This window comes from uncultured Williamsia sp., assembly GCF_947494875.1.
GTDB lineage: Bacteria > Actinomycetota > Actinomycetes > Mycobacteriales > Mycobacteriaceae > Williamsia_A.
In genome coordinates this window covers 287,718-307,267 of the sequence record NZ_CANLWM010000003.1, presented here as the reverse complement: position 1 = coordinate 307,267, position 19,550 = coordinate 287,718, and the positions used below count along the sequence as shown (strand labels likewise).

General features: G+C 70.5%; 13 protein-coding genes and 1 pseudogene. 5 read left to right on the top strand and 9 right to left on the bottom strand.

Features of this window, described 5'->3' with window-relative positions; genetic code table 11:
• Nucleotides 1-36: 36 nt before the first annotated feature.
• The 3 genes from Q1A98_RS09640 (at nt 37) to car (ending at nt 8,252) form a co-directional block, all read left to right on the top strand.
• Entirely contained in the window at nt 37-4,062 is a 4,026-nt protein-coding gene (locus Q1A98_RS09640) for a bifunctional nitrate reductase/sulfite reductase flavoprotein subunit alpha (RefSeq protein ID WP_299572508.1), read from the top strand.
• A gap of 54 nt (nt 4,063-4,116) precedes the next feature.
• Nucleotides 4,117-4,521 (top strand): hypothetical protein, encoded by a 405-nt coding sequence (locus tag Q1A98_RS09635; protein WP_299572506.1) that lies wholly within the window; start codon nt 4,117-4,119, stop codon nt 4,519-4,521.
• Nucleotides 4,522-4,718: 197 nt separating this feature from the next.
• Entirely contained in the window at nt 4,719-8,252 is a 3,534-nt protein-coding gene (gene car, locus Q1A98_RS09630) for a carboxylic acid reductase (RefSeq protein ID WP_299572505.1), read from the top strand.
• Nucleotides 8,253-8,303: 51 nt separating this feature from the next.
• On the opposite strand, the gene Q1A98_RS09625 is transcribed toward car, so the two are convergent.
• A complete protein-coding gene (locus Q1A98_RS09625) occupies nt 8,304-9,608 on the bottom strand; it encodes a cytochrome P450 (RefSeq protein WP_299572503.1) in 1,305 nt (434 codons plus the stop codon).
• A gap of 104 nt (nt 9,609-9,712) precedes the next feature.
• On the opposite strand from Q1A98_RS09625, the gene Q1A98_RS09620 reads away from it, so the two are divergent.
• Nucleotides 9,713-10,321, top strand: a complete 609-nt coding sequence (locus tag Q1A98_RS09620; protein ID WP_299572501.1) for a hypothetical protein — start codon at nt 9,713-9,715, stop codon at nt 10,319-10,321.
• Nucleotides 10,322-10,335: 14 nt separating this feature from the next.
• Here Q1A98_RS09620 and Q1A98_RS09615 read toward each other — a convergent pair whose 3' ends face one another.
• From Q1A98_RS09615 to Q1A98_RS09590, 6 genes and pseudogenes are all read right to left on the bottom strand, one after another.
• On the bottom strand, nt 10,336-11,340 hold the full coding sequence (locus Q1A98_RS09615) for a fumarylacetoacetate hydrolase family protein (RefSeq protein WP_299572498.1): 1,005 nt from the start codon (nt 11,338-11,340) through the stop codon (nt 10,336-10,338).
• Nucleotides 11,341-11,424: 84 nt separating this feature from the next.
• On the bottom strand, nt 11,425-11,595 hold the full coding sequence (locus Q1A98_RS09610; protein WP_299572495.1) for a hypothetical protein: 171 nt from the start codon (nt 11,593-11,595) through the stop codon (nt 11,425-11,427).
• A 93-nt stretch (nt 11,596-11,688) separates the two neighbouring features.
• Nucleotides 11,689-12,822, bottom strand: a complete 1,134-nt coding sequence (locus Q1A98_RS09605) for a nitronate monooxygenase family protein (RefSeq protein WP_299572492.1) — start codon at nt 12,820-12,822, stop codon at nt 11,689-11,691.
• Nucleotides 12,823-12,899: 77 nt separating this feature from the next.
• Nucleotides 12,900-13,643: a dienelactone hydrolase family protein gene (locus Q1A98_RS09600; protein ID WP_299572490.1), complete on the bottom strand. Its 744-nt coding sequence runs from the start codon at nt 13,641-13,643 to the stop codon at nt 12,900-12,902.
• Nucleotides 13,644-14,009: 366 nt separating this feature from the next.
• Nucleotides 14,010-15,481: pseudogene (locus Q1A98_RS09595) on the bottom strand (AMP-binding protein).
• A gap of 18 nt (nt 15,482-15,499) precedes the next feature.
• Nucleotides 15,500-16,420 carry a diiron oxygenase gene (locus tag Q1A98_RS09590; protein WP_299572488.1) on the bottom strand — a complete coding sequence of 307 codons (921 nt, stop codon included), beginning with the start codon at nt 16,418-16,420 and terminating at the stop codon, nt 15,500-15,502.
• Nucleotides 16,421-16,568: 148 nt separating this feature from the next.
• Here Q1A98_RS09590 and Q1A98_RS09585 point away from each other — a divergent pair, with 148 nt between their 5' ends.
• Nucleotides 16,569-17,186: a GyrI-like domain-containing protein gene (locus tag Q1A98_RS09585; RefSeq protein WP_299572485.1), complete on the top strand. Its 618-nt coding sequence runs from the start codon at nt 16,569-16,571 to the stop codon at nt 17,184-17,186.
• A gap of 28 nt (nt 17,187-17,214) precedes the next feature.
• Here the strand turns inward: Q1A98_RS09585 and Q1A98_RS09580 are convergent, their stop codons facing one another.
• Together Q1A98_RS09580 and Q1A98_RS09575 are read right to left on the bottom strand one after the other, a co-directional pair.
• Nucleotides 17,215-17,904, bottom strand: coding sequence for an SDR family oxidoreductase (locus tag Q1A98_RS09580; RefSeq protein WP_299572482.1), 690 nt, complete (start codon nt 17,902-17,904; stop codon nt 17,215-17,217).
• Between the two features lie 81 nt (nt 17,905-17,985).
• The gene (locus Q1A98_RS09575) at nt 17,986-19,434 is read right to left on the bottom strand and encodes an aldehyde dehydrogenase family protein (protein ID WP_299572838.1); all 1,449 of its coding nucleotides are present in this window, start codon (nt 19,432-19,434) and stop codon (nt 17,986-17,988) included.
• Nucleotides 19,435-19,550 lie beyond the last annotated feature (116 nt).

The following is a 19,550-nucleotide window of genomic DNA, read 5'->3' as shown; positions in this document are numbered from 1 at the left end:
AACCGCACCGATCGCGTCTGCCGCGACAGTGGGGCCATGGTGGCGGGGAGCGGCGTGCGATCGGTGTGCGGCTACTGCGGTGTCGGGTGCGGCATCGTCCTGCAGCCCGGCGTCCGCGACGACGGCTCCACCGGGGTCCTGTCCGTGTCCGGCGACCGCGATCACACGGCCAATCGCGGCCGGTTGTGCACGAAAGGCGCCACCACCGCGGAGATGCTCGCCGCTCCGGGCCGCCTGACCACGGCGCTGGTCCGACCCGAGAGGGGTGGGCCCGCGCATCCCGCACCCGCTGCCGACGCGATCCGGGAGACCGCGGCCCGACTCCGCGCGATCATCGACCAGCACGGCCCCGACGCCGTCGCGCTGTACGTGTCGGGGCAGATGACCACCGAGGCGCAGTATCTGGCGACGAAACTGGTCAAGGGATTCCTGGGCACCAACGCCATCGAGTCGAACTCGCGACTGTGCATGGCCAGCGCGGGCACCGGCTACAAACAGTCGCTCGGCGCCGACGGTCCCCCCGGGTCCTACGACGACATCGACCACGCCGACGTCTTCCTCGTCATCGGGTCGAACATGGCCGACTGCCACCCGATCCTGCACCTGCGCATGCTCGACCGGTCGCGCGCGGGCGCGAAGGTCATCGTCGTCGATCCCCGACGCACCGCCACCGCGGACAAAGCCGACCTCCACTTGCAGGTCCGGCCCGGCTCGGACCTGTGGCTGCTCAACGGTCTCCTGCACCTGCTGGTCGCCGACGGCCACGTCGACGACGAGTTCGTCGCCTCGTCGACCGACGGGTGGGACGACCTCGTCGCGTCGCTGGACGCGTACCCACCCGCGACCGTCGCGCGGGAATGCGGCATCGACGAGTCCGACCTGCGGACCGCGGCCACGTGGATCGGTGAGGCCGACGACTGGATGAGCCTGTGGACGATGGGGCTCAACCAGTCCACCCACGGCACGTGGAACACCAACGCCCTGTGCAACCTGCACCTCGCGACCGGCGCCATCTGCCGCACGGGTAGCGGTCCGTTCTCGCTCACCGGACAGCCGAACGCCATGGGCGGACGCGAGATGGGCTACATGGGTCCGGGACTCCCGGGGCAGCGGTCGGTCCTCGACGACGGCGACCGCGCGCACGTCGAGGACCTGTGGGGCGTACCGCGGGGGACCATCTCGACCGACGTCGGCGGTGGCACCGTCGACATGTTCGAGCGGATGGCCGCCGGCGACATCCGCGCCGCCTGGATCATCTGCACCAACCCCGTCGCCAGCGTCGCGAACCGCGCGACGGTGATCGACGCCCTCCGCAACGCCGACCTCGTCGTCGTGCAGGACGTCTACGGCGACACCGAGACCACCGAGTACGCCGACATCGTCCTCCCGGCCGCCATGTGGTCCGAGACCCACGGCGTGATGGTGAACTCCGAACGGTCGGTGACCCTGTGCCGGCCCGCGGCGCCGCCACCGGGCGAAGCGCTGCCGGACTGGCGGATCGTCGCCGAGATCGCCGGCGGGCTCGGCTTCGGCGAGCACTTCACCTACGACGACGCCGAGGGCGTGTTCGACGAGATCCGGCGGTTCCACAATCCCCGGACCGGGTGGGATCTGCGCGGGATCAGCTACGGCCGCCTCGCGGACGGCCCGATCCAGTGGCCCTGCCCGCCCGACGACCCGCACCGGCGACACCCCGTCCGCTACGTCGCCGCCGACGGCGGCCGGCCCACGTTCCCGACGCCGTCCGGTCGGGCTCGTTTCCTCACGCGACCGGCCGTCGATCCCGCCGAGATGCCCGACGACGACCACCCCTTCGTCCTCAACACCGGACGGTTATCGCACCAGTGGCACACGATGACGAAGACCGGACGCGTCGAGAAACTGCGGCGGCTGAACCCCGCACCGTTCGTCGAGGTCCATCCCGACGATGCGGCGTCGCTCGGTGTGGCCGACGGCGACTCGCTCGAGATCGCCTCGCGCCGTGGCCGTTCCGTCCTGCCGGCGGTCGTGACCGACCGGGTGCTGCCCGGTTCGTGCTTCGTCCCCTTCCACTTCGCGGACCGGTTCGCCCCCGACATCGCGGTCAACGCCGTCACCAACGATGCGGTCGACCCCGACTCCCGCCAGCCCGAGTTCAAGGCGTGCGCCGTGCGGCTGACCCGGGTCGCGACGGCACGGGCGGAGGACACGACCGCGACCCGGACGGGCGACCTCGCCGTCGCGCTCGGCGTGGCCGACACCCACCGGGTCGAGACACCCACCGCGCTCGAGGCCGACTGGCTCGCCGGGTTCGTCAGCGGTCTGGACGCCCGCCCTGTCTCACCCGGAGAGGTCCCGATCGTCCCGGCCTCCGCGCCACTGCGACCGTCGGTCCGCGCACGCGTCGACGGCGTCCTCGCGGGGATGTGGTCGCGCACGGTCGTCGGTTCGCCTGCACCCGCCGACGACGCGGCATCGGCCGTCACGGTGCTGTGGGCCTCGCAGACCGGCACCGCCGAGGAGGTCGTCGAGACGGTGGCGACCCGACTGACCGCGGCGGGCACGAGCGTCGTGACCCGCCCGATGGACGCGATGACACCCCGTGATCTCCCCGGTCTCGGGACGGTCGTCGTGGTCAGCTCGACGACGGGGGACGGCGACGCGCCTGACAACGGTGCGGCCTTCTGGTCGGAACTCGTAGACGTCGACCTCGATCTCTCCGGCCTGCGGTATGCGGTGCTGGCGCTGGGCGACTCGACCTACGCCGATTTCTGCGGCCACGGGCGCCGCCTCGACAGCCGGCTCGCCGATCTCGGGGCGGTGAGACTGACCGATCGCGTCGACTGCGAACCCGAGTACGAAGAACACGCGGCACGGTGGCTCGACGCGGTCGTCGAGGCGATCGGGTCCGGCCCACCCACCGAGCCCACCGTCGCGGACACGCGCGCACCCGGGCCCACCGCGGTCCGCTACGACCGGACACGGCCTCTCGTGTCGTCACTGACCCGCAACCATCGGCTCACCCTCCCGGGTTCTCAGAAGGACGTCCGCACCGTCGGGGTGGCGATCCCGGCCGACACCCTGACCTACGAGACGGGCGACGCGCTCGGTGTGTGGCCCCGCAACAGCGAGTCTCTGGTCGGGGAGTGGCTGGAGCACACCGGCCTGGACGGCGGCACCACCGTCGACGTGCCCGCGGTCGGGTCGATCACCCTGCGCGACGCGCTCCGTGACCGCCTCGAGATCGCCAAGGTCACCCCCGACCTGATGCGGTTCGTCATCACGCGCACCGGGGACGTCGACCTCGAGGCGATGATGCTGCCGGAGAACCGCGGCGCGTTCGACGAGTGGGCGTGGGGTCGGCAGTCGGTCGACCTGCTGGCCGACCATCCGGTGCGGGCCACCGCCGACGAATGGCTCGACGTGCTGACACCCCTGCGTCCGCGGCTCTACTCGATCTCGTCGAGCCCGCGACAGCACCCCGACGAGATCCACCTGACCGTGTCGGCGGTGCGGTACAACGTGCACGGCACCCCACGGCGCGGCGTCTGCTCGACGTACCTGGCGGACCACGCCGACGACGACGTCCGGGTGTTCGTCCGTCGGTCGTCCTCGTTCCGCCCACCGACCGACCCCTCGACCCCCCTGATCATGGTGGGGCCGGGGACCGGCATCGCCCCGTTCCGGGCGTTCCTGCAGGACCGCCGCGCCCGCGGACACGACGGTCCCAACTGGCTGTTCTTCGGCGAGCAACACGAGGCCACCGACTTCTACTACCGCGACGAACTCGACGAGTTGCGCGCTGACGGCGTGCTCACGCGGCTCGACGTCGCCTTCTCCCGTGACCAGGCCGAGAAGGTCTACGTCCAGGACCGGATGCGCGAACACGGCGCCGAGCTGTTCCGCTGGTTGCAGCGTGGCGCGATGTTCTGCGTGTGCGGTGACGCCGACCGCATGGCTCCCGACGTCCACGACGCGCTGGTGGGGGTCGTCGCCGAGCACGGCCGCCTCGCCCCGCACAGCGCCGAGACGTACGTGCAGGCGCTCGCCGCCGACCGGCGCTACCTGCGCGACGTGTACTGACCACGGCACCTCCGACCACCTCGGGACGGACCTCGGCGGCGATACCATCGCCACGTGACGACGGTCGGGGCGGTGCTGCTGACCGTGGTCGACGTCGTCATCGTCCTGGGGTGGATCTGGTCCGCCGCGCGCGCGTGGCGGGCCCCGGACGACCCGGACCTCGAACTCGCGATCGAGGCCTCCCGACACCGCGGTGCGGACACCCGCGATCAGGCCCGCCGGGACGCCGTCGACTGGAAGGTGCGGTTGGAGAACCGGGCCGGGTATCCCGCCTTCGGCTCGGCCATCCTCAGCGGGATCGCCGTCGGGTTCAGCGGCAACGCGGTCGATGCGGCCACCCCCCGGTTCGATGCCTGGATCGTCGAGGCGCTGCTGTTCGTCGTGTCGATCACCGTCGCGTTCGTGAGCCGTCTCGTGACGGCCAAACGCATCCAGCGCCGCCTCGCGTCACTGCGCTGACCGCGTCCGTCGAAACGGTCCAATCGGACCAATGTCGCGAAAACCCCTGTGCAGATGGACGATTCGTTGTCGCAGAGACGACGGTCACACTGCTCTCGCGGAATACGCGCAGCGGCAATAGTACTTAGCTGTTCTAAGCTCACGATCATCGATGAGCGTCTGGTCTTGCACACCAGGGGAGTGACAGGAGGACAGCGATGACCACACAGGACGTCTCCACCACCGACGAACCCCGCGATCAGCGGCTCGCCGAGCGACGGGCGCGACTCGTCGAGGACGACCCGCAGTTCCGCGACGCCGCGCCGGACCCAGATCTCGCCGAGCGTGTTCTCGCGAGCGACCTCCCGCTCGCGCAGGTCATCGAGGAGATCCTCTCCACCTACGCCGACCGGCCCGCCCTGGGGCGTCGCGCCACCGAGGTGGTCACCGGCGACGACGGCACCGCGTCCGTCCGTCTGCGCGACGAGTTCGAGACCGTCTCCTACCGCGAGCTCGCCGACCGCGTCCGCGCTGTCGCCGCGGCATGGCAGTCCGACGGCCTGCAGTCGGGCGAGCTGATCGCGACCCTCGGCTTCACCAGCGTCGACTACGTGACGCTCGATCTGGCCTGCATCCACCTGGGGCTCGTCACGGTCCCGCTGCAGACGAGTTCCGCGCCGGCGCAACTCCTCCCGATCCTCACCGAGACCACCCCCACGGTCCTGGCGGTGGGGATCGACCACATCGACGACGTCGTGGAGCTCGCCACCACAGACCACCGCCCGCGTCGCGTGATCCTGTTCGACCACGACCCGCGCGACGACGCCCAGCGCCGGGCCGTCGAGCAGGCCGCGGCCGCGCTCCGTGACGCCGACATCGCGGTCGAGACCATCGACGATCTGCTGGACCGCGGACGCGACCTCCCCGCGGCGCCGGCCTTCGGCAGCGACGGGGTCGACCACTCCGACGACCTCGCGAACCTGATCTACACATCGGGCAGCACGGGTGCCCCCAAGGGCGCCATGTACCCGGTGAAGGGTGTCCGCCGCCTGTGGACGACGTTCTGGTTCACCGGCGATCCCACACTGCCCGGCATCACCGTCAACTACATGCCGATGAGCCACGTCGCCGGTCGGGCTCTGTTGGCCAAGACCATCGCCACCGGGGGCACCGCCTACTTCGTGGCGGCCAGCGACCTGTCCACGCTCATGGACGACATCGCACTCGTCCGACCCACCGATCTCGCCCTCGTCCCCCGGGTGTGCGACATGATCCACCAGCGCTACGTCAGCGAACTCGACCGGCGCTCCGGCGGGACCGACGCCGACGACGCCGTCGTCGACAGCGTGAAGCAGCACATCCGCGACGACGTCCTCGGCGGACGCGTGCTCGCGGCCATGTGCGGCACGGCGCCGCTCGCACCGGAGATGGCGGACTTCATCGCAGACTGCCTCGACGTGCACCTCATCGACGGCTACGGCTCCACCGAGGCGGGGTCGGTGCTCGTCGACGGACACATCACCCGCCCACCGGTGACCGAGTACAAGCTCGTCGACGTTCCCGAGCTGGGGTACCACGTCGACGACTCACCGCACCCCCGCGGCGAGCTGCTCATCAGGTCCGAGTCGCTGTTCCCCGGCTACTACAAGCGCCCCGAGACCACCGCCGAGGTGTTCGACGAGGACGGCTTCTACAAGACCGGCGACATCATGGCCGAACTCGGGCCCGATCACCTCGTGTACCTCGACCGCCGCAAGAACGTGCTGAAGCTGGCGCAGGGCGAGTTCGTGGCGCTGTCCCGCGTCGAGGCCGTGTTCGCCGCCGCCCCCGGCGTCGGGCAGATCTTCGTCTACGGCAACAGCGCACGGTCGTTCCTGCTCGCGGTCGTCGTGCCGACCGACGAGGCCGTCGCCCGCGTCGCCGACGACACCGCGCTGCACGACGCGATCGTGGACTCGCTGAAGTCGACCGGCCGCGAGGCGGGTCTGAACTCCTACGAGATCCCCCGGGACGTGATCGTGGAGCGCGAGCCGTTCAGCCGGGACAACGGACTGCTGTCCGGTGTCGGCAAGGTGTTGCGGCCGAAGCTGACCGAGCGCTACGGCGACCGGCTGGAACAGCTCTACCGGGACCTCGCCGACGGACAGACCGAGGAGTTGCGGCGTCTGCGTCGCGAGGCCGGTGACCGTCCGGTGGTCGAGATCGTCGGTCGCGCGGCGGCCGCGGTGATCGGGGGTGGGACCTCCGCACTCGCCGCCGACGCCCGCTTCGGCGACCTCGGCGGGGATTCGTTGTCCGCGTTGAGCTTCTCGACGCTGCTCGCGGAGATCTTCGACGTCGAGGTACCGGTCGGTCTGCTCATGAGCGCGGCGACGGACATGGGCGCGATCGCCGCCCACATCGAGTCGGTCCGTTCCGGCGCGGATGCCGCGCCGACGTTCGCGTCGGTGCACGGGCCGAACGCGTCGTCGGTCCGTGCCGCGGATCTGACACTGGACAAGTTCCTCGACACCGACCTCGTCGAGGCCGCGCCCACGCTCCCGTCGGCACCCGAGACCCCGACGACCGTGCTGCTCACCGGCGCGAACGGCTACCTCGGCCGGTTCCTGTGCCTCGAGTGGCTCGAGCGTCTCGACGAGGTCGACGGCACCCTCGTCTGCATCGTCCGCGGTCGCGACACCGCCGACGCGCGGCGCCGTCTGGAGTCGGTGTTCGACTCGGGCGACGACGAGCTGAGCGCACACTTCCGGGAACTCGCTGGCCGACGACTCGAGGTGCTGGCCGGCGACATCGCGAGCCCGCGGTTCGGCCTCGACGAGACGACATGGGCACGGCTCACGCAGGTAGTCGACAGGATCGTCCACCCGGCCGCACTCGTGAACCACGTGCTGCCCTACGACCAGTTGTTCGGACCGAATGTCGTCGGCACCGCCGAGGTGATCCGTCTCGCGCTCACGACCCAGCGCAAGCCGGTGACCTACCTGTCGACCGTCGGTGTCGCCGAGCAGGGCGGGCCGCAGGTGCTGGACGAGGACCTCGACATCCGGTCGGCGAGCAGCGAACGGGCCGTGGCCGATTCGTACGCGAACGGGTACGGCACGAGCAAGTGGGCCGGTGAGGTCCTCCTCCGCGAGGCGCACGACCTGTGTGAGTTGCCGGTGGGGGTCTTCCGGTCGGACATGATCCTGGCGCACAGCACGTTCGCCGGACAGCTCAACGTCCCCGACGTGTTCTCCCGGTTGATCCTCACGGTGCTCGCCACCGGTCTCGCGCCGGCGACGTTCTACCGCCGCGAGACCGACGGGTCGTCGGCGCGGGCGCACTACGACGGGCTGCCCGCCGACTTCACCGCACGCGCGATCACCGAACTGGGCGTGGCGGTCGCGAAGGGCTACGAGACCTACAACGTCGTCAACCCCCACGACGACGGGATCTCGCTCGACAGCGTCGTGGACTGGATGCAGGAGGACGGCGTCCGGATCACCCGCATCGACGACCACGCGACCTGGGTCGAGCGGTTCGAGACGGCCATCCGTGGTCTGCCCGAACGGATCCGGCAGGCGTCGGTGGCGCCGCTGATGGACGCCTACCGGACCCCCGAGGAGCCCGTGCACGGCTCGGCGATCCCGTCGGAGCACTTCGTCCGCGCCGTCGCCGACGCGGGCCTGGGGGACGGCGGCGAGATCCCACACCTCTCGCACGCCCTGATCTCGAAGTACGTCTCCGACCTGAGATTGCTCGGGCTCGCCTGACGGCACGACGAGAACGTCCGGTCGACGTCGTCGACCGGGCGTTCTCATGTCTCAGGTGCGCGCGCTGCTGCGTTCCCCGAGCGTGACCGGCATCGCCGAATACCCCTGCAGCACACGGGTGTCGCGTCGGACCGGAGGACCCGCCTCACGGAGGTCGGGGTAGCGGTCGAAGAGGGCCCGCAGACCCACCTCGGTCTCGGCGCGCGCCAGGGCTGCGCCGAGGCAGAAGTGGCGGCCGCCGGAGAACGAGTGGTGCTTGTTCGCGTTCGCGCGGGTGACGTCGAACCGGTCCGGGTCGGTGAAGACGGCCGGGTCACGATTCGCCCCCGCCAGCACCAGCACGATCAACTCGCCGCGCTCGAAGGACACGCCGCCGACCTCCGTCGGACGCACGGCCGAGCGCGCGGTGAGCTGCACAGGCGAGCGCAGCCGGAGCATCTCGTCGACGGCATTCGGCCAGAGCGACGGATCCTCCTGCAGCAGCGCCAGCTGGTCGGGGTGATGGGTCAACAGGTCGATCCCGCTGCCGAGGATGTTCACCGTCGTCTCGAACCCGGCCGCGAGCACCAGCCCCGCGATCCCGCGCAGCTCCTCGTCGGTCAGCGACACGCCGTTGTCGGTCGCCGCGATCAGCTGGCTCATGAGGTCGTCGCCGGGGGAGCGCCGCAGCGTGGCGAGGTGGTCGGCGAGCCACTCGTTGAACCGCTCGATCCCGTGCTCCACGCGGCGGAACTGTCCCCACGGCAGACCGAGATCGAGGCTGGGAGCGGCGAGTTCGCCGAAGTGCAGCACCTTGTCCCGCTCGGACTCCGGGACCCCGAGGATGTCGCCGATCACCGTCACCGGCAGCTTCGCGCAGTACCGCTCGACGATGTCGACCGTGCCGGCCGCGCCGTCCAGGTCGTCGAGGAGTGCTCGCGCGGTCTCCTCCACGTTGTCGCGCATCGCCGCGACGGCGCGCGCGGTGAACACCGACGACACCATCTTGCGGTAGCTCGTGTGCTCGGGCGGCTCGGTGGCCAACAGCGACGGCGGCCGCAGCGGGTGCAGCGCCTCCGACCGCGTCCGGCGCTCGATCGCCCCGAGCGGGCCGGGCAGCTTCGATCCCAGCACGATCGTGCGGAAGTCGTCGGAGCGCAGCACCTGGTGGACGATCGCGTGGTCGACGGTGACGGCCGCCAGACGACCCTTGGTGACGGGACCGCGGGCGCGGATGTCGGAGAACAGGCCCGTCGGGTCCTCGCGCACCGCCGGATCACCGATGAGCCGGGCCTGCAGATCGCCGGCGGCTGCGGCCCGCCCCGCCACGAACCGCAGGAACCCGTGCATCACGAACCATCGCAGCATCAGCTTCATCGTCGGATCCTCATCGCTCGTCTCGGGGACGTCGTCGCGCTCGTCGCCATGATGCCCCAGGATGGTGGCGCGGTCATTCGTCGAACCCGCGACAGAGGAGTGGTGTGCGAGCAGTCGTGCAGGACTACCGCGCGTGGCGGGCGCTCGGCCCGGGTGGACTCCCACAGACCCCGTTCGGGTGGTCGGTGACCACCGTGCTGCGGGTCCTGGCCCGCGACACCTTGAGCGTCGCAGGCGATCCCGCACCGTCCCACGACGGCTGGACGCTGCCGGACCGGGGGGAGCGACCGGCGATGGCCCCATACCCCATCCCGCACCGACAGCTCGACCAGATCCCCGGCGCGGACATGATCGACGCCGTCGTCGCCCATGTGGAGGCTGTCGGCCGCGAGCCGGGGAACAGCCTCGCCCGCAGCCGATTCGAGCGACACCACGACGCGGTGGTGGTCGACGATCCGGGGACTGCGTGGTCTCGCCGGTCCGCCGGGGAGATCGCGCACGTCCATCCCGGCCAGGGATCCCTGCACGTCGTGGCTGCACCCGGGGACGTCGCGACGATCCTCGGCTGCGGCTGGGGCGAGCGACACCCACTCGCCGGCCGTTCCCTGCTCGGGCTCCCGGACGGGTACCTCTTCCTGTACGCCCCGCGGGACGCGTCCGAACTCGACACCGTCGCGCGGATCGTCGCGCGGGTCGTCGCCACCGCCCGGTGACGGGCAAGTCGTCGTCATGATGGCCCGCCGGCGGGCGCACCGACACGGTTGGTCACGTCGCCGATGCGGTCGATGGACAGCGTGAGGGTCTGGCCCGGCTGGATCCACCGGTCGATCTCCAACCCGGACCCCGACGGCAGGGTGCCCGAGGTGAACAACTCCCCGGGTCCGATCTCCTCACCGCGGGCGGCGTAGGCCACCCAGTCGCCGGGGGACCACCGCATGCCGGCCGTGCTGGTCTCCGCCCAGGTCTCACCGTCGACGACGACGCGTGCCGCGAGGTCGTCGAGGTGGGGGAGGATCTCGTCGGCGGTGACGACCACCGATCCCATCGCACTCGCGAACGTCTTGGTCTTGACCACCGGGCCGAACGAACTGCGGCGCTGCTCCTCCCACTGGACGTCGCGCGCACTGACGTCGTCGAAGACGACGAACCCGCCGATCGCCGCTGCGGCCTCCGCGGAGGTCGCATCGCACACCGGCCGGTCGACGATCACCCCGAACTCGAGTTCGTAGTCGAGCAGGCCGGTGTACGTGGGCCAGGGGAGTTCGGCGCCGTCGGGACGGATGGTCCGGTGGTTGCCGGTGTAGTAGTCCGGATGGTCGGCGAACGCCGGACCCGGGCGCAGGGCCGGGAACGTGCGACGGCTCACCGTCTCGTACGCGCGGATGAACGGCCAGGCCGCGGGCAGGTTGCGGCGCACGATGTGGTGGGCGGCCTGCACCCAGTGCTCCTCCCATCCCAGGAAGCACCGCAGGGACAGGGGATCGAACGGGAGTGCGGGCGCGGGCGTCGTGACGGCGATCCGGTCGGCCACCGCGCGGTCGGCGAGACCCAGCGCCAGGTCGCGACCACGTTCCCGGGCGGCCAGCAGCGCGAGGAGATCCTGGGTGAGCGGGCCGCGGGCGGAGTGGTCGAACACCGCTGCCGCAGCATCCAGGTCCACCCACGAGTCGCTCTGCTCGTGGTGGACGGCCACGACCCGACGATCCCCGTCCACGACCCGTCGTAGCCGCATCGTCCGTCCTCCCACGCCGACGGCGGCGCCGCGCGCCCCCTGATGCCGACGAATCTACAGGCGTTGAGGCGGGACGGACCGGGTTCAGTCGTCCTGCGTCTGGGCGACGTGCGGATACTCCTCGTCGTCGACGTCGACGACGAATTCCTGCTCGAGGATGTCGGCCTCGGCTCCCTCGGGCACGGGCTTGTCCGGGATGGCCTCGACGGGGACGGCCCCGGTGGCGGGTTCGGTCGCATCGGGATCGACGGTCATCGTTCCTCCTTCGCGTCGGGACGTTCGGGGCGACCAGGGTAACGACCGACACCGGGGCTCGTCATCCGCCCCGCGACTCCGCGACGCGGCGGGTCAGACGCCGGCGGCAGCGGCGTTGATGTCGTCGAGAGTGCCTGTGGCCTGGAGGTATTCCTGCACCCAGCGCTCGATCACCGCCGAGGTCCTCTCCACCTTCCGGAACTGTCCGACCACCTGGCCGACGGGGTTGAACGCGACGTCGACGGTCTGGTCGGGGTACTTGTGCGTCGCCGCGACGGCCATCCCGGACACCATGTACTGCAGCGGCATACCGAGCGGATCGGGGTTCTCGGGCTTCTCCCACGCCTCGGTCCAGTCGTTCTTGAGCATCCGACACGGCTTGCCCGTGAAGGACCGACTCCGGACCGTGTCCCGACTCGTGGCGTTGATGTACGCCTCGTGCTGCTTGCTGGTGTTCGCCGACTCCTCGACGATCAGCCACTGCGATCCCGACCAGGCGCCCTGTGCACCCAACGCCAACGCGGCCGCGATCTGTTGGCCGCTGCCGATGCCGCCGGCGGCGAGGACGGGGATGGGCGCGACCTCCGCGACGACCTGCGGCCAGAGCACGATCGACCCGACCTCACCGCAGTGACCGCCGCCCTCACCGCCCTGCGCGATGATGATGTCGACTCCGGCGTCGGCGTGCTTGCGCGCCTGATACGGCGACCCGCACAGCGCGGCGACCTTCCGGCCCGTCGACTGGATGTGCTGGATCATCTCGACCGGCGGGGTGCCCAGCGCGTTCGCGATGAGCCGCACCTTCTCGTGCTGGAGGGCGATCTCCACCTGCGGGGTGGCCGTTGCCTCGGTCCAGCCCAGCAACTGCAGGCTGTTGTCGTCGCCCTCGGCCAGCGGCACGCCGTGGTCGGTGAGCAGCTTCCGTCCGAAGTCCAGCGTCTCCTGCGGGACCATCTTCCGCAGCATGTCGGCCAGCTCCTCACCCGACAGGTCGGAGTCCATCCCCTCGTACTTGTTCGGGATGACGATGTCGACACCGTAGGGGCGGTCGCCGATGCGCTCGTCGATCCACCGCAGCTCCACCTCGAGTTCCTCGGGTGTGTAGCCCACGGCACCCAGGACACCGAAGCCCCCGGCCTTGCTGACCGCGACGACCACGTCGCGGCAGTGGGTGAACGCGAAGATCGGGTACTCGATCCCCAGGGTGTCGCAGAGCGGTGTGTGCACGGTCGTCCTCTCGGCCCGAGATCTAGAACGTGTTCTAGTTTAGGCGACGGCGGCCGTCGGCGGAACCCGGCCGGATGTCAGCGCAGCGCGCGGGCGTACAGCGCCTCGAGCTCCCGGAACGACCGCTCGGCGCCCTGCTCCTGATACATGGACGTGTCGACCATCGTGAACCCGTGGGGCGCGTTGGGGTAGATCTCGTTCGTCGCGGTCAGGCCGGCGTCGTCGAGTGCACGACCGAGCTCGGTGACCGCCTCCGGCGGCATCGACGAGTCGTTGTCGGCGTGGCCGAAGACGAACTCCGCCGTGGCCGACGCGATCTGCCGGTGCGGGCTCGCGGGGTCGTCGGTGACGAGGCCACCGCCGTGGAAGCCGGCGGCCGCACCGACCACCTGCGGATGGCGGGCCGCGAACAAGGTCGCCACCCGGGCACCCATGCAGTAGCCCACGCATCCGATCGTCGAACCGGTCACGCCGTCGATGCCCTGTACCGCCGCACGGTACGCGTCGAGGTCGCCCGACAGATCCTGCCCGAACAGCGACCCGACCCGGGGCATGGCTTTGCCGAAGAACGCGTCCCGTGCGCCGTCGACACGCAGATCGATGTGCGGGCGGACGTCGTCGACGCTGCCGTCGCGGTAGAACAGGTTGGGCGTGAGGACGACGTACCCCCACGACGCGATGCGCTCTGCCATCTCGACCAGGGCCGGTCGCACACCGATGGCGTCCATGAACAACACCACCCCCGGCCCGGAGCCGGACTGCGGTCGTGCGATGTGGGCTTCGGTGTCTCCGTCCCCTGCGGGGATCGTCGTGAGCTGCATGCCACGACGGTAGCGCCGCTCCGCCGGAGCATGCCGCGATCGTCGGCATCCGCGCCGTGAGTATGGTGTCCCGGCGGCGGCACAGGAGTTCGGCGCCGGTGATGCTCCTGCCCGCGCGAAGGACCAGCCGTCGCCAGACTCAGACCGCCCGACATCCGGTGTGCGGCCGACGATCCCGCCGAACGCGGGTCCTTCCGCCACACCCTCGACGGCTCCCGGTCCCACGACGTGCTCGCCCGGCGCTCACAGCACACCGACACGAAGGTGCGCGTGCCGGCCGCTGCGGTGGTGCGCGATGCGCCCACGCCGACCGGTCGGCGTCGACACCATCCTCCTCACCGCGCACGAGAACTGACGCCGACGAGCTCAGCCGCCGGCCTCGGACTCGCGCAAGGCGTTCTTGCGCACCTTGCCCGTCGACGTCCGCGGCAGCGCATCGGTGAACACGATCTCCCGCGGCGCCTTGAACGCGGCCAGCCGTGACCGCACGTGCGCGACGAGGCTGTCGGCGTCGGGCGAGGCACCCTCCCGGGCGACGACGAAGGCCTTGGGCCGCTCACCCCACTTCTCATCGGGGACGCCGATCACGACGACGTCGGCGACGTCCGGATGGGACGCGAGGGCCTGCTCGACCTCGATGGTCGAGATGTTCTCGCCACCGGAGATCACGATGTCCTTCGCCCGGTCCAGCAGCTGCACGTACCCGTCCGGGTGCATCACGCCGAGGTCGCCCGAGTGGAACCATCCGCCGGCGAACGCCTCCGAGGTCGCGTCCTTGTCGTCGAGATAGCCCTTCATCACCCCGTTGCCGCGCATGACGATCTCACCCATCTCCACCCCGTCGGGCGCGACGTCCACCAGCGCACCGTCGCCGTCGGTCTCGCGGCGTACGACGCGCAGGCGGTCGGCCGTGATCATCCCGGCTCCCTGACGCGCCATCTGCACGTTTGCACGAGGGTGGCACCGAGGTCACGGATCTGACCGACCACGGTGGGACTCGGTGGCGCGCCTGCGGTCACGACGGTGAGGGGCCGGTCGAGGTGGTGCGCCTCGGGGGCCGTGGCCAGCGTGGTGAGGACCGTCGGGGCGCCGCAGAGATGGTCGACCCGCTCGTCGTCGATCAGTCCCCAGATCGCCTCACCACGGACCGCGCGCAGACACACGTGTGTCGCCGCCGCCGCGGTCACCGCCCACGTCGTGCACCACCCGTTGCAGTGGAACATGGGCAGGGTCCACAGGTAGCGGCTGTCGTGGGTGAAGCCCTGGTGGTGCATCTCGCCCAGGGCGTTCAGGTACGCACCACGGTGGGTGTACATCACGCCCTTGGGGCGCCCCGTGGTCCCGGAGGTGTAGTTGACCGTGATGGTCGCCGTCTCGTCCTCGACGTCCCACGGCAACTGCTCGTCGATCCCGCGATCGAGGAACTCCGCGTAACCCGTGTCGAGGTCGACCACCTCGGACACCGCGAGGTCGACGTCGTCCAGCGCGGCGAGCAGATCGCTGTCGCCGAACAGGATCCGCGACGACGAGTGCTCACAGATGTAGGCGACCTCCTGCGGCGAGAGACGTGTGTTCACCGCGACGAGCACGGCGCCGGCGAGCGGTACCCCGAAGTGCGCGACGAGCAGCTCCAGGCGGTTGGTCGCGAGGAACGCCACGCGCTCACCCTCACCCACCCCGGATCGACGCACGGCCGAGGCCAGACGCTGTGCCGCGGCGGCCAACTCGCGGTGGGTGATCCGGCGGTCGCCGTCGACCACGGCCTCGGAGTCGGGGTGGACCTCGGCGGCTCGCTCGAGGAATCGCAGTGGTGTGAGCGGCGTGTCCAGTCCGGCCATCCTGCGAGGGTAGACCGCTCAGAGCAGGTGGCACCGGCGATAGATCCGGGCCGCCGTGGGCGTCAGCAGTCCGACCTCGTCGAGGAACTGCATCAGGTGCACGCAGCTGCCGCGCAGCATCGCGTGTCGGTGTTCGTTGGCGATCATCTCGCCGACGGCGCGACGCTTGTCGAGCCCCGCGTCGGCGAACACCTGGGGCCGGACGAGGTTGATCACGATCATCTCCGCACCGAGTGCGACGAGGACGGCACTGCTCGCCCGGCGGAGGCGTCCGGCACCGACCATCGCCTCGCGGACCTGTTCCCGCGCGAAACGCATGTGCCGGGACTCCTCGAGGACGTGCACCTCGTTGACCGTCTGGATGAGCGGGAGGACACGCCTGTCGCCGAGCGAGCCGCGCTGCAGGACGTCGAGGATCTCCTCGGCGACGAGGATCCCCGCGTAGGCGACCTCTCCTCGCGCCACGGTCATGAAGACGCGTCCCATCCGGGCGACCTTCGGCGACGGGTGATACGAGCGCCCGACGAGGCGCTGCGACGCGGCCGAGAACATCAGTGAGTGCCGGCACTCGTCGGCGATCTCGGTCATGGCGAAGTGAAACTCGGGGGAGTGGGCCGAAACTGTCCGCTGGTCGCGGATGACCAACTGCTGCAACATCATCTCGAACCAGACACCGATCGTCATCACCGAGGCGATCTCGTGCCGGGTGAGCCGCACACGTTGTTCCTCGGAGAGTTCGTCCCAGTACCGGGTCCCGTACAGCGCCGACCATTCCGGGCTGCACCCGTGTCCGTGCGCGTCGAGGGGCGCGGTCCAGTCGATCTCGGTCATCGCGTTGCGGGAGGCGACCAGCGACGAGTCGACGAGGCGGCGCGACACCTCGTCCATCCCGGCGTCCACCCGACTCGGTGCCCCGTCCATCCGTGTCGCCGTCGTCATCGTCACTCCCACCGCCCACAGTGCCATTGGTCGATGTCAGAGTACCGGTGTCTGTGACCGAAGGGAACACACAACGCGGCGCAGGGCACCGGGCGCGGGGGACGGCGACCGCCACTAGGGTGACCGCCGTGGTCAGGGAGGCGGCGTCGTGAGCGCGGTCGACCTGCGCCGCGACCTGCCCGGGTACTCGGCACGGCGGGACCGGTTCGACGTCCTCGAGATCCCGCCGCAGCGGTATCTGATGATCGACGGCGAGGGTGACCCGAACACCACACCCGCCTACGCCGACGCCGTGTCCACGCTCTATCCGGTCGCCTACGCGCTCAAGGCGCACAGCCGGCAGCGCCACGACCGCGACGTCCGCGTCATGCCACTCGAGGCGCTGTGGTGGGCCGACGACCCGACCGTGTTCACGACGCGACGGGACAAGTCACGCTGGCGGTGGACCGTGATGATTCTGGTCGCCCCATGGCTCGACGCGCGGGACGTCACGGACGCCGCGACGACGGTGGCGGCGCGCGGACGCGGTCCTCGTCTGGCCGACCTGCATCACGACGTCCTCGACGAGGGGCTCGTCGTGCAGACGCTGCACGTCGGACCGTACGACGACGAGGGCCCGGTCCTGGCGACGATGCACGACGAGGTGATCCCCGCCCGAGGACTACGGATGACCGGTCGTCACCACGAGATCTACCTCGGCGATCCCCGCCGGGCGGCGCCGGAACGGCTGCGCACCATCCTCCGGCAGCCGGTTCGTCGAGCGTGATGCCGACCGACGGCGGTCGGACGCAGGGTCAGCCGACGCCCGGCACCGGGACCTGCGCACCGGTCACCGCGGACCCCGCGTCGGACACGAGGAACGCGATCGCCTCGGCGATCTGCGCGGGCGACACCCAGTTCGACCTGTCGGCCGACGGCTGCGAGTCCCGGTTCCCGGGGGTGTCGATGACCGACGGCAGGATCGCGTTCGCGCGGACACCGTCCTTGGCGTACTCGACCGCGATCGACTGGATGAGCGTCCACACCGCGGCTTTGGCGGTGACGTAGGCGGACGCCCCTGAGAACGGGGCGAACGCGGCCTTCGCCGACACCCCCACGATCGCCCCGCCGCCGGCGGCGACGAGATGCGGGAGGACGGCCTGGCTCAGGAGGTAGAGCGGCCGGACGTTGAGGCGCAGAAGGGATTCGAAGTCGTCGACCGGGGTCTCGTGCAGACGACCCCCCATGGCGAAGCCGCCGACCAGATTGACGAGCGAGCGCAGTTCGGATCCGTCCGCCGTGGCGAGATCGACGACCGTCGCGACACTGTCGGGATCCATCAGGTCGGCCTGGATCAGTTCGATCCCGTCGACCCCACGCACGCGGTCGAGCTCGGACTCGACGACCCACGGGACGACCACGCGCCACCCGTCGGCGGCGAGCCGCGCGGTCACCGCCGACCCCAGTCCGCCCGTACCCCCGGAGATCACGACCGTGCGTGTCATCGTGCGCCTCTCTGCTCCACCGAAACACTTACTGTTGGTCCGACGGTACCGTGGCGGTCCCGCTCGTCATTGTCGCGGGTGTCAGCGGTACCCGATGGTCTTCGTCTCGAGGTACTGCTCGAACCCCTCGACGCCGTTCTGACGGCCGACCCCGCTCTGCTTGTACCCGCCGTAGGGGGCGTCCGCGCCGTAGAACATGCCGCCGTTCACCATCATCGACCCCGTCCGCACCCGTCGGGCGAACGCCAGGGCCCGCTCGTCCGACGCCGACCACACCGACCCCGACAGCCCGTATCGACTGTCGTTCGCGATCCGCAGCGCGTCCTCCTCGTCGTCGTACGGGAGAAGGACCATGACGGGTCCGAAGATCTCGTCCTGCGCCGCCTCGGAGGAGTTGTCGAGTCCCGCGATCAGCGTCGCCTCGACGAACGTCCCCCCACGCAGGTGCTCGGGGAGATCGGCCGGTGCACGACCACCGGTCACGATGTCGGCACCCGCCGCCCGCGCCCGCTCGACGTAGCCGAGCACCCGCTCCTGCTGTGCCCGGTTGACCACCGGTCCCAAGACCGTCGCGTCGGAGGCGGGATCGCCGGGACGGAAGAGTGCGAAGAGGTCGGCGACCTTCTCCGCGACCTCGTCGTGCCGGGACGCGGGTACCAGCAACCTGGTCGTGATGGCGCACCCCTGTCCGGCGTGGACGCAGACCGCCATCGTGTTGCCGACGACGCCGTCGATGTCGGCGTCGGGGAGGACGACCATCGCGGACTTGCCGCCGAGTTCGAGGAAGACCTTCTTCAGGGTGTCGGCGGATCTCCGGACGATCAGCTGTCCCACCGTCGTCGATCCGGTGAAGGAGATCAGGTCGACGCGGGGGTCGGTGACGAGCATCTCGGCGACCGAGTTGTCCGGCGTGGGGACGATGTTCACCACGCCGGCCGGGATGTCGGTGTGCTCGACGATCAACCGTCCCAGCCGCGTGGCGTTCCAGGGGGTGTTCGGGTCCGGCTTGAGGACGACGGTGTTGCCGGTGGCGAGCGCCTGCCCGAGTTTGTTCAACGCGATCTCGAGGGGGAAGTTCCAGGGCGCGATGGCCCCGACGACGCCGATCGGCTCCTTCACCACCATCCGACGGTTGTCCGGTCCCGCGACCTCACCGGGCCCGAGATCGCGTTCCCACTCGAAGCTGTCGATGAGGTCGGCGGGGTAGGTGAGAGCGTCGAGGAGTGGCCAGTCGAGTTGAGCGATACCCATCGTCATCCGGGGTGCGCCGACCTCCGCGATCAGCTCGTCGACGATCTGGTCACGCTCGGCCTCGACAGCCTCCTGCAACTGCAGCAGGCACCGACGGCGCAGAGCCCGATCCGAGGCCCAGATGCCGTCGTCGAATGCCGTTCGCGCCGCGGCGATGGCGGCGTCCATGTCCTCCGGCCCCGCCGCCGCGGTGGAGCCGAGCACGACGCCGGTGGCAGGGGACCGGTTCTCGAACTCCGCCCCCGACCGGGCCGCGACGAGCCGCCCGCCGATCAGCATGCGTGACTCCGCCGCTGCGGCGGCCTGCCGGTTGACCTCGACGCTGGTGGCGGCGTCCGCGAGGTCGGTCACGACCGGCTCGGGGTCGGCGTGCCGGGGGTGGGGACGACGTCAGA

What these genes read in the sequence shown, in the direction of transcription:
- Q1A98_RS09640 (WP_299572508.1), top strand. Translation starts at nt 37, where the DNA reads ATGGTGGCGGGGAGCGGCGTGCGATCGGTGTGCGGCTACTGCGGTGTC.
- Q1A98_RS09590 (WP_299572488.1), bottom strand. Translation starts at nt 16,420, where the DNA reads ATGACGACGGCGACACGGATGGACGGGGCACCGAGTCGGGTGGACGCC.
- Q1A98_RS09610 (WP_299572495.1), bottom strand. Translation starts at nt 11,595, where the DNA reads ATGACCGTCGATCCCGATGCGACCGAACCCGCCACCGGGGCCGTCCCC.
- Q1A98_RS09615 (WP_299572498.1), bottom strand. Translation starts at nt 11,340, where the DNA reads ATGCGGCTACGACGGGTCGTGGACGGGGATCGTCGGGTCGTGGCCGTC.
- Q1A98_RS09625 (WP_299572503.1), bottom strand. Translation starts at nt 9,608, where the DNA reads ATGAAGCTGATGCTGCGATGGTTCGTGATGCACGGGTTCCTGCGGTTC.
- Q1A98_RS09600 (WP_299572490.1), bottom strand. Translation starts at nt 13,643, where the DNA reads ATGCAGCTCACGACGATCCCCGCAGGGGACGGAGACACCGAAGCCCAC.
- Q1A98_RS09575 (WP_299572838.1), bottom strand. Translation starts at nt 19,434, where the DNA reads ATGCTGATCGGCGGGCGGCTCGTCGCGGCCCGGTCGGGGGCGGAGTTC.
- car (WP_299572505.1), top strand. Translation starts at nt 4,719, where the DNA reads ATGACCACACAGGACGTCTCCACCACCGACGAACCCCGCGATCAGCGG.
- Q1A98_RS09580 (WP_299572482.1), bottom strand. Translation starts at nt 17,904, where the DNA reads ATGACACGCACGGTCGTGATCTCCGGGGGTACGGGCGGACTGGGGTCG.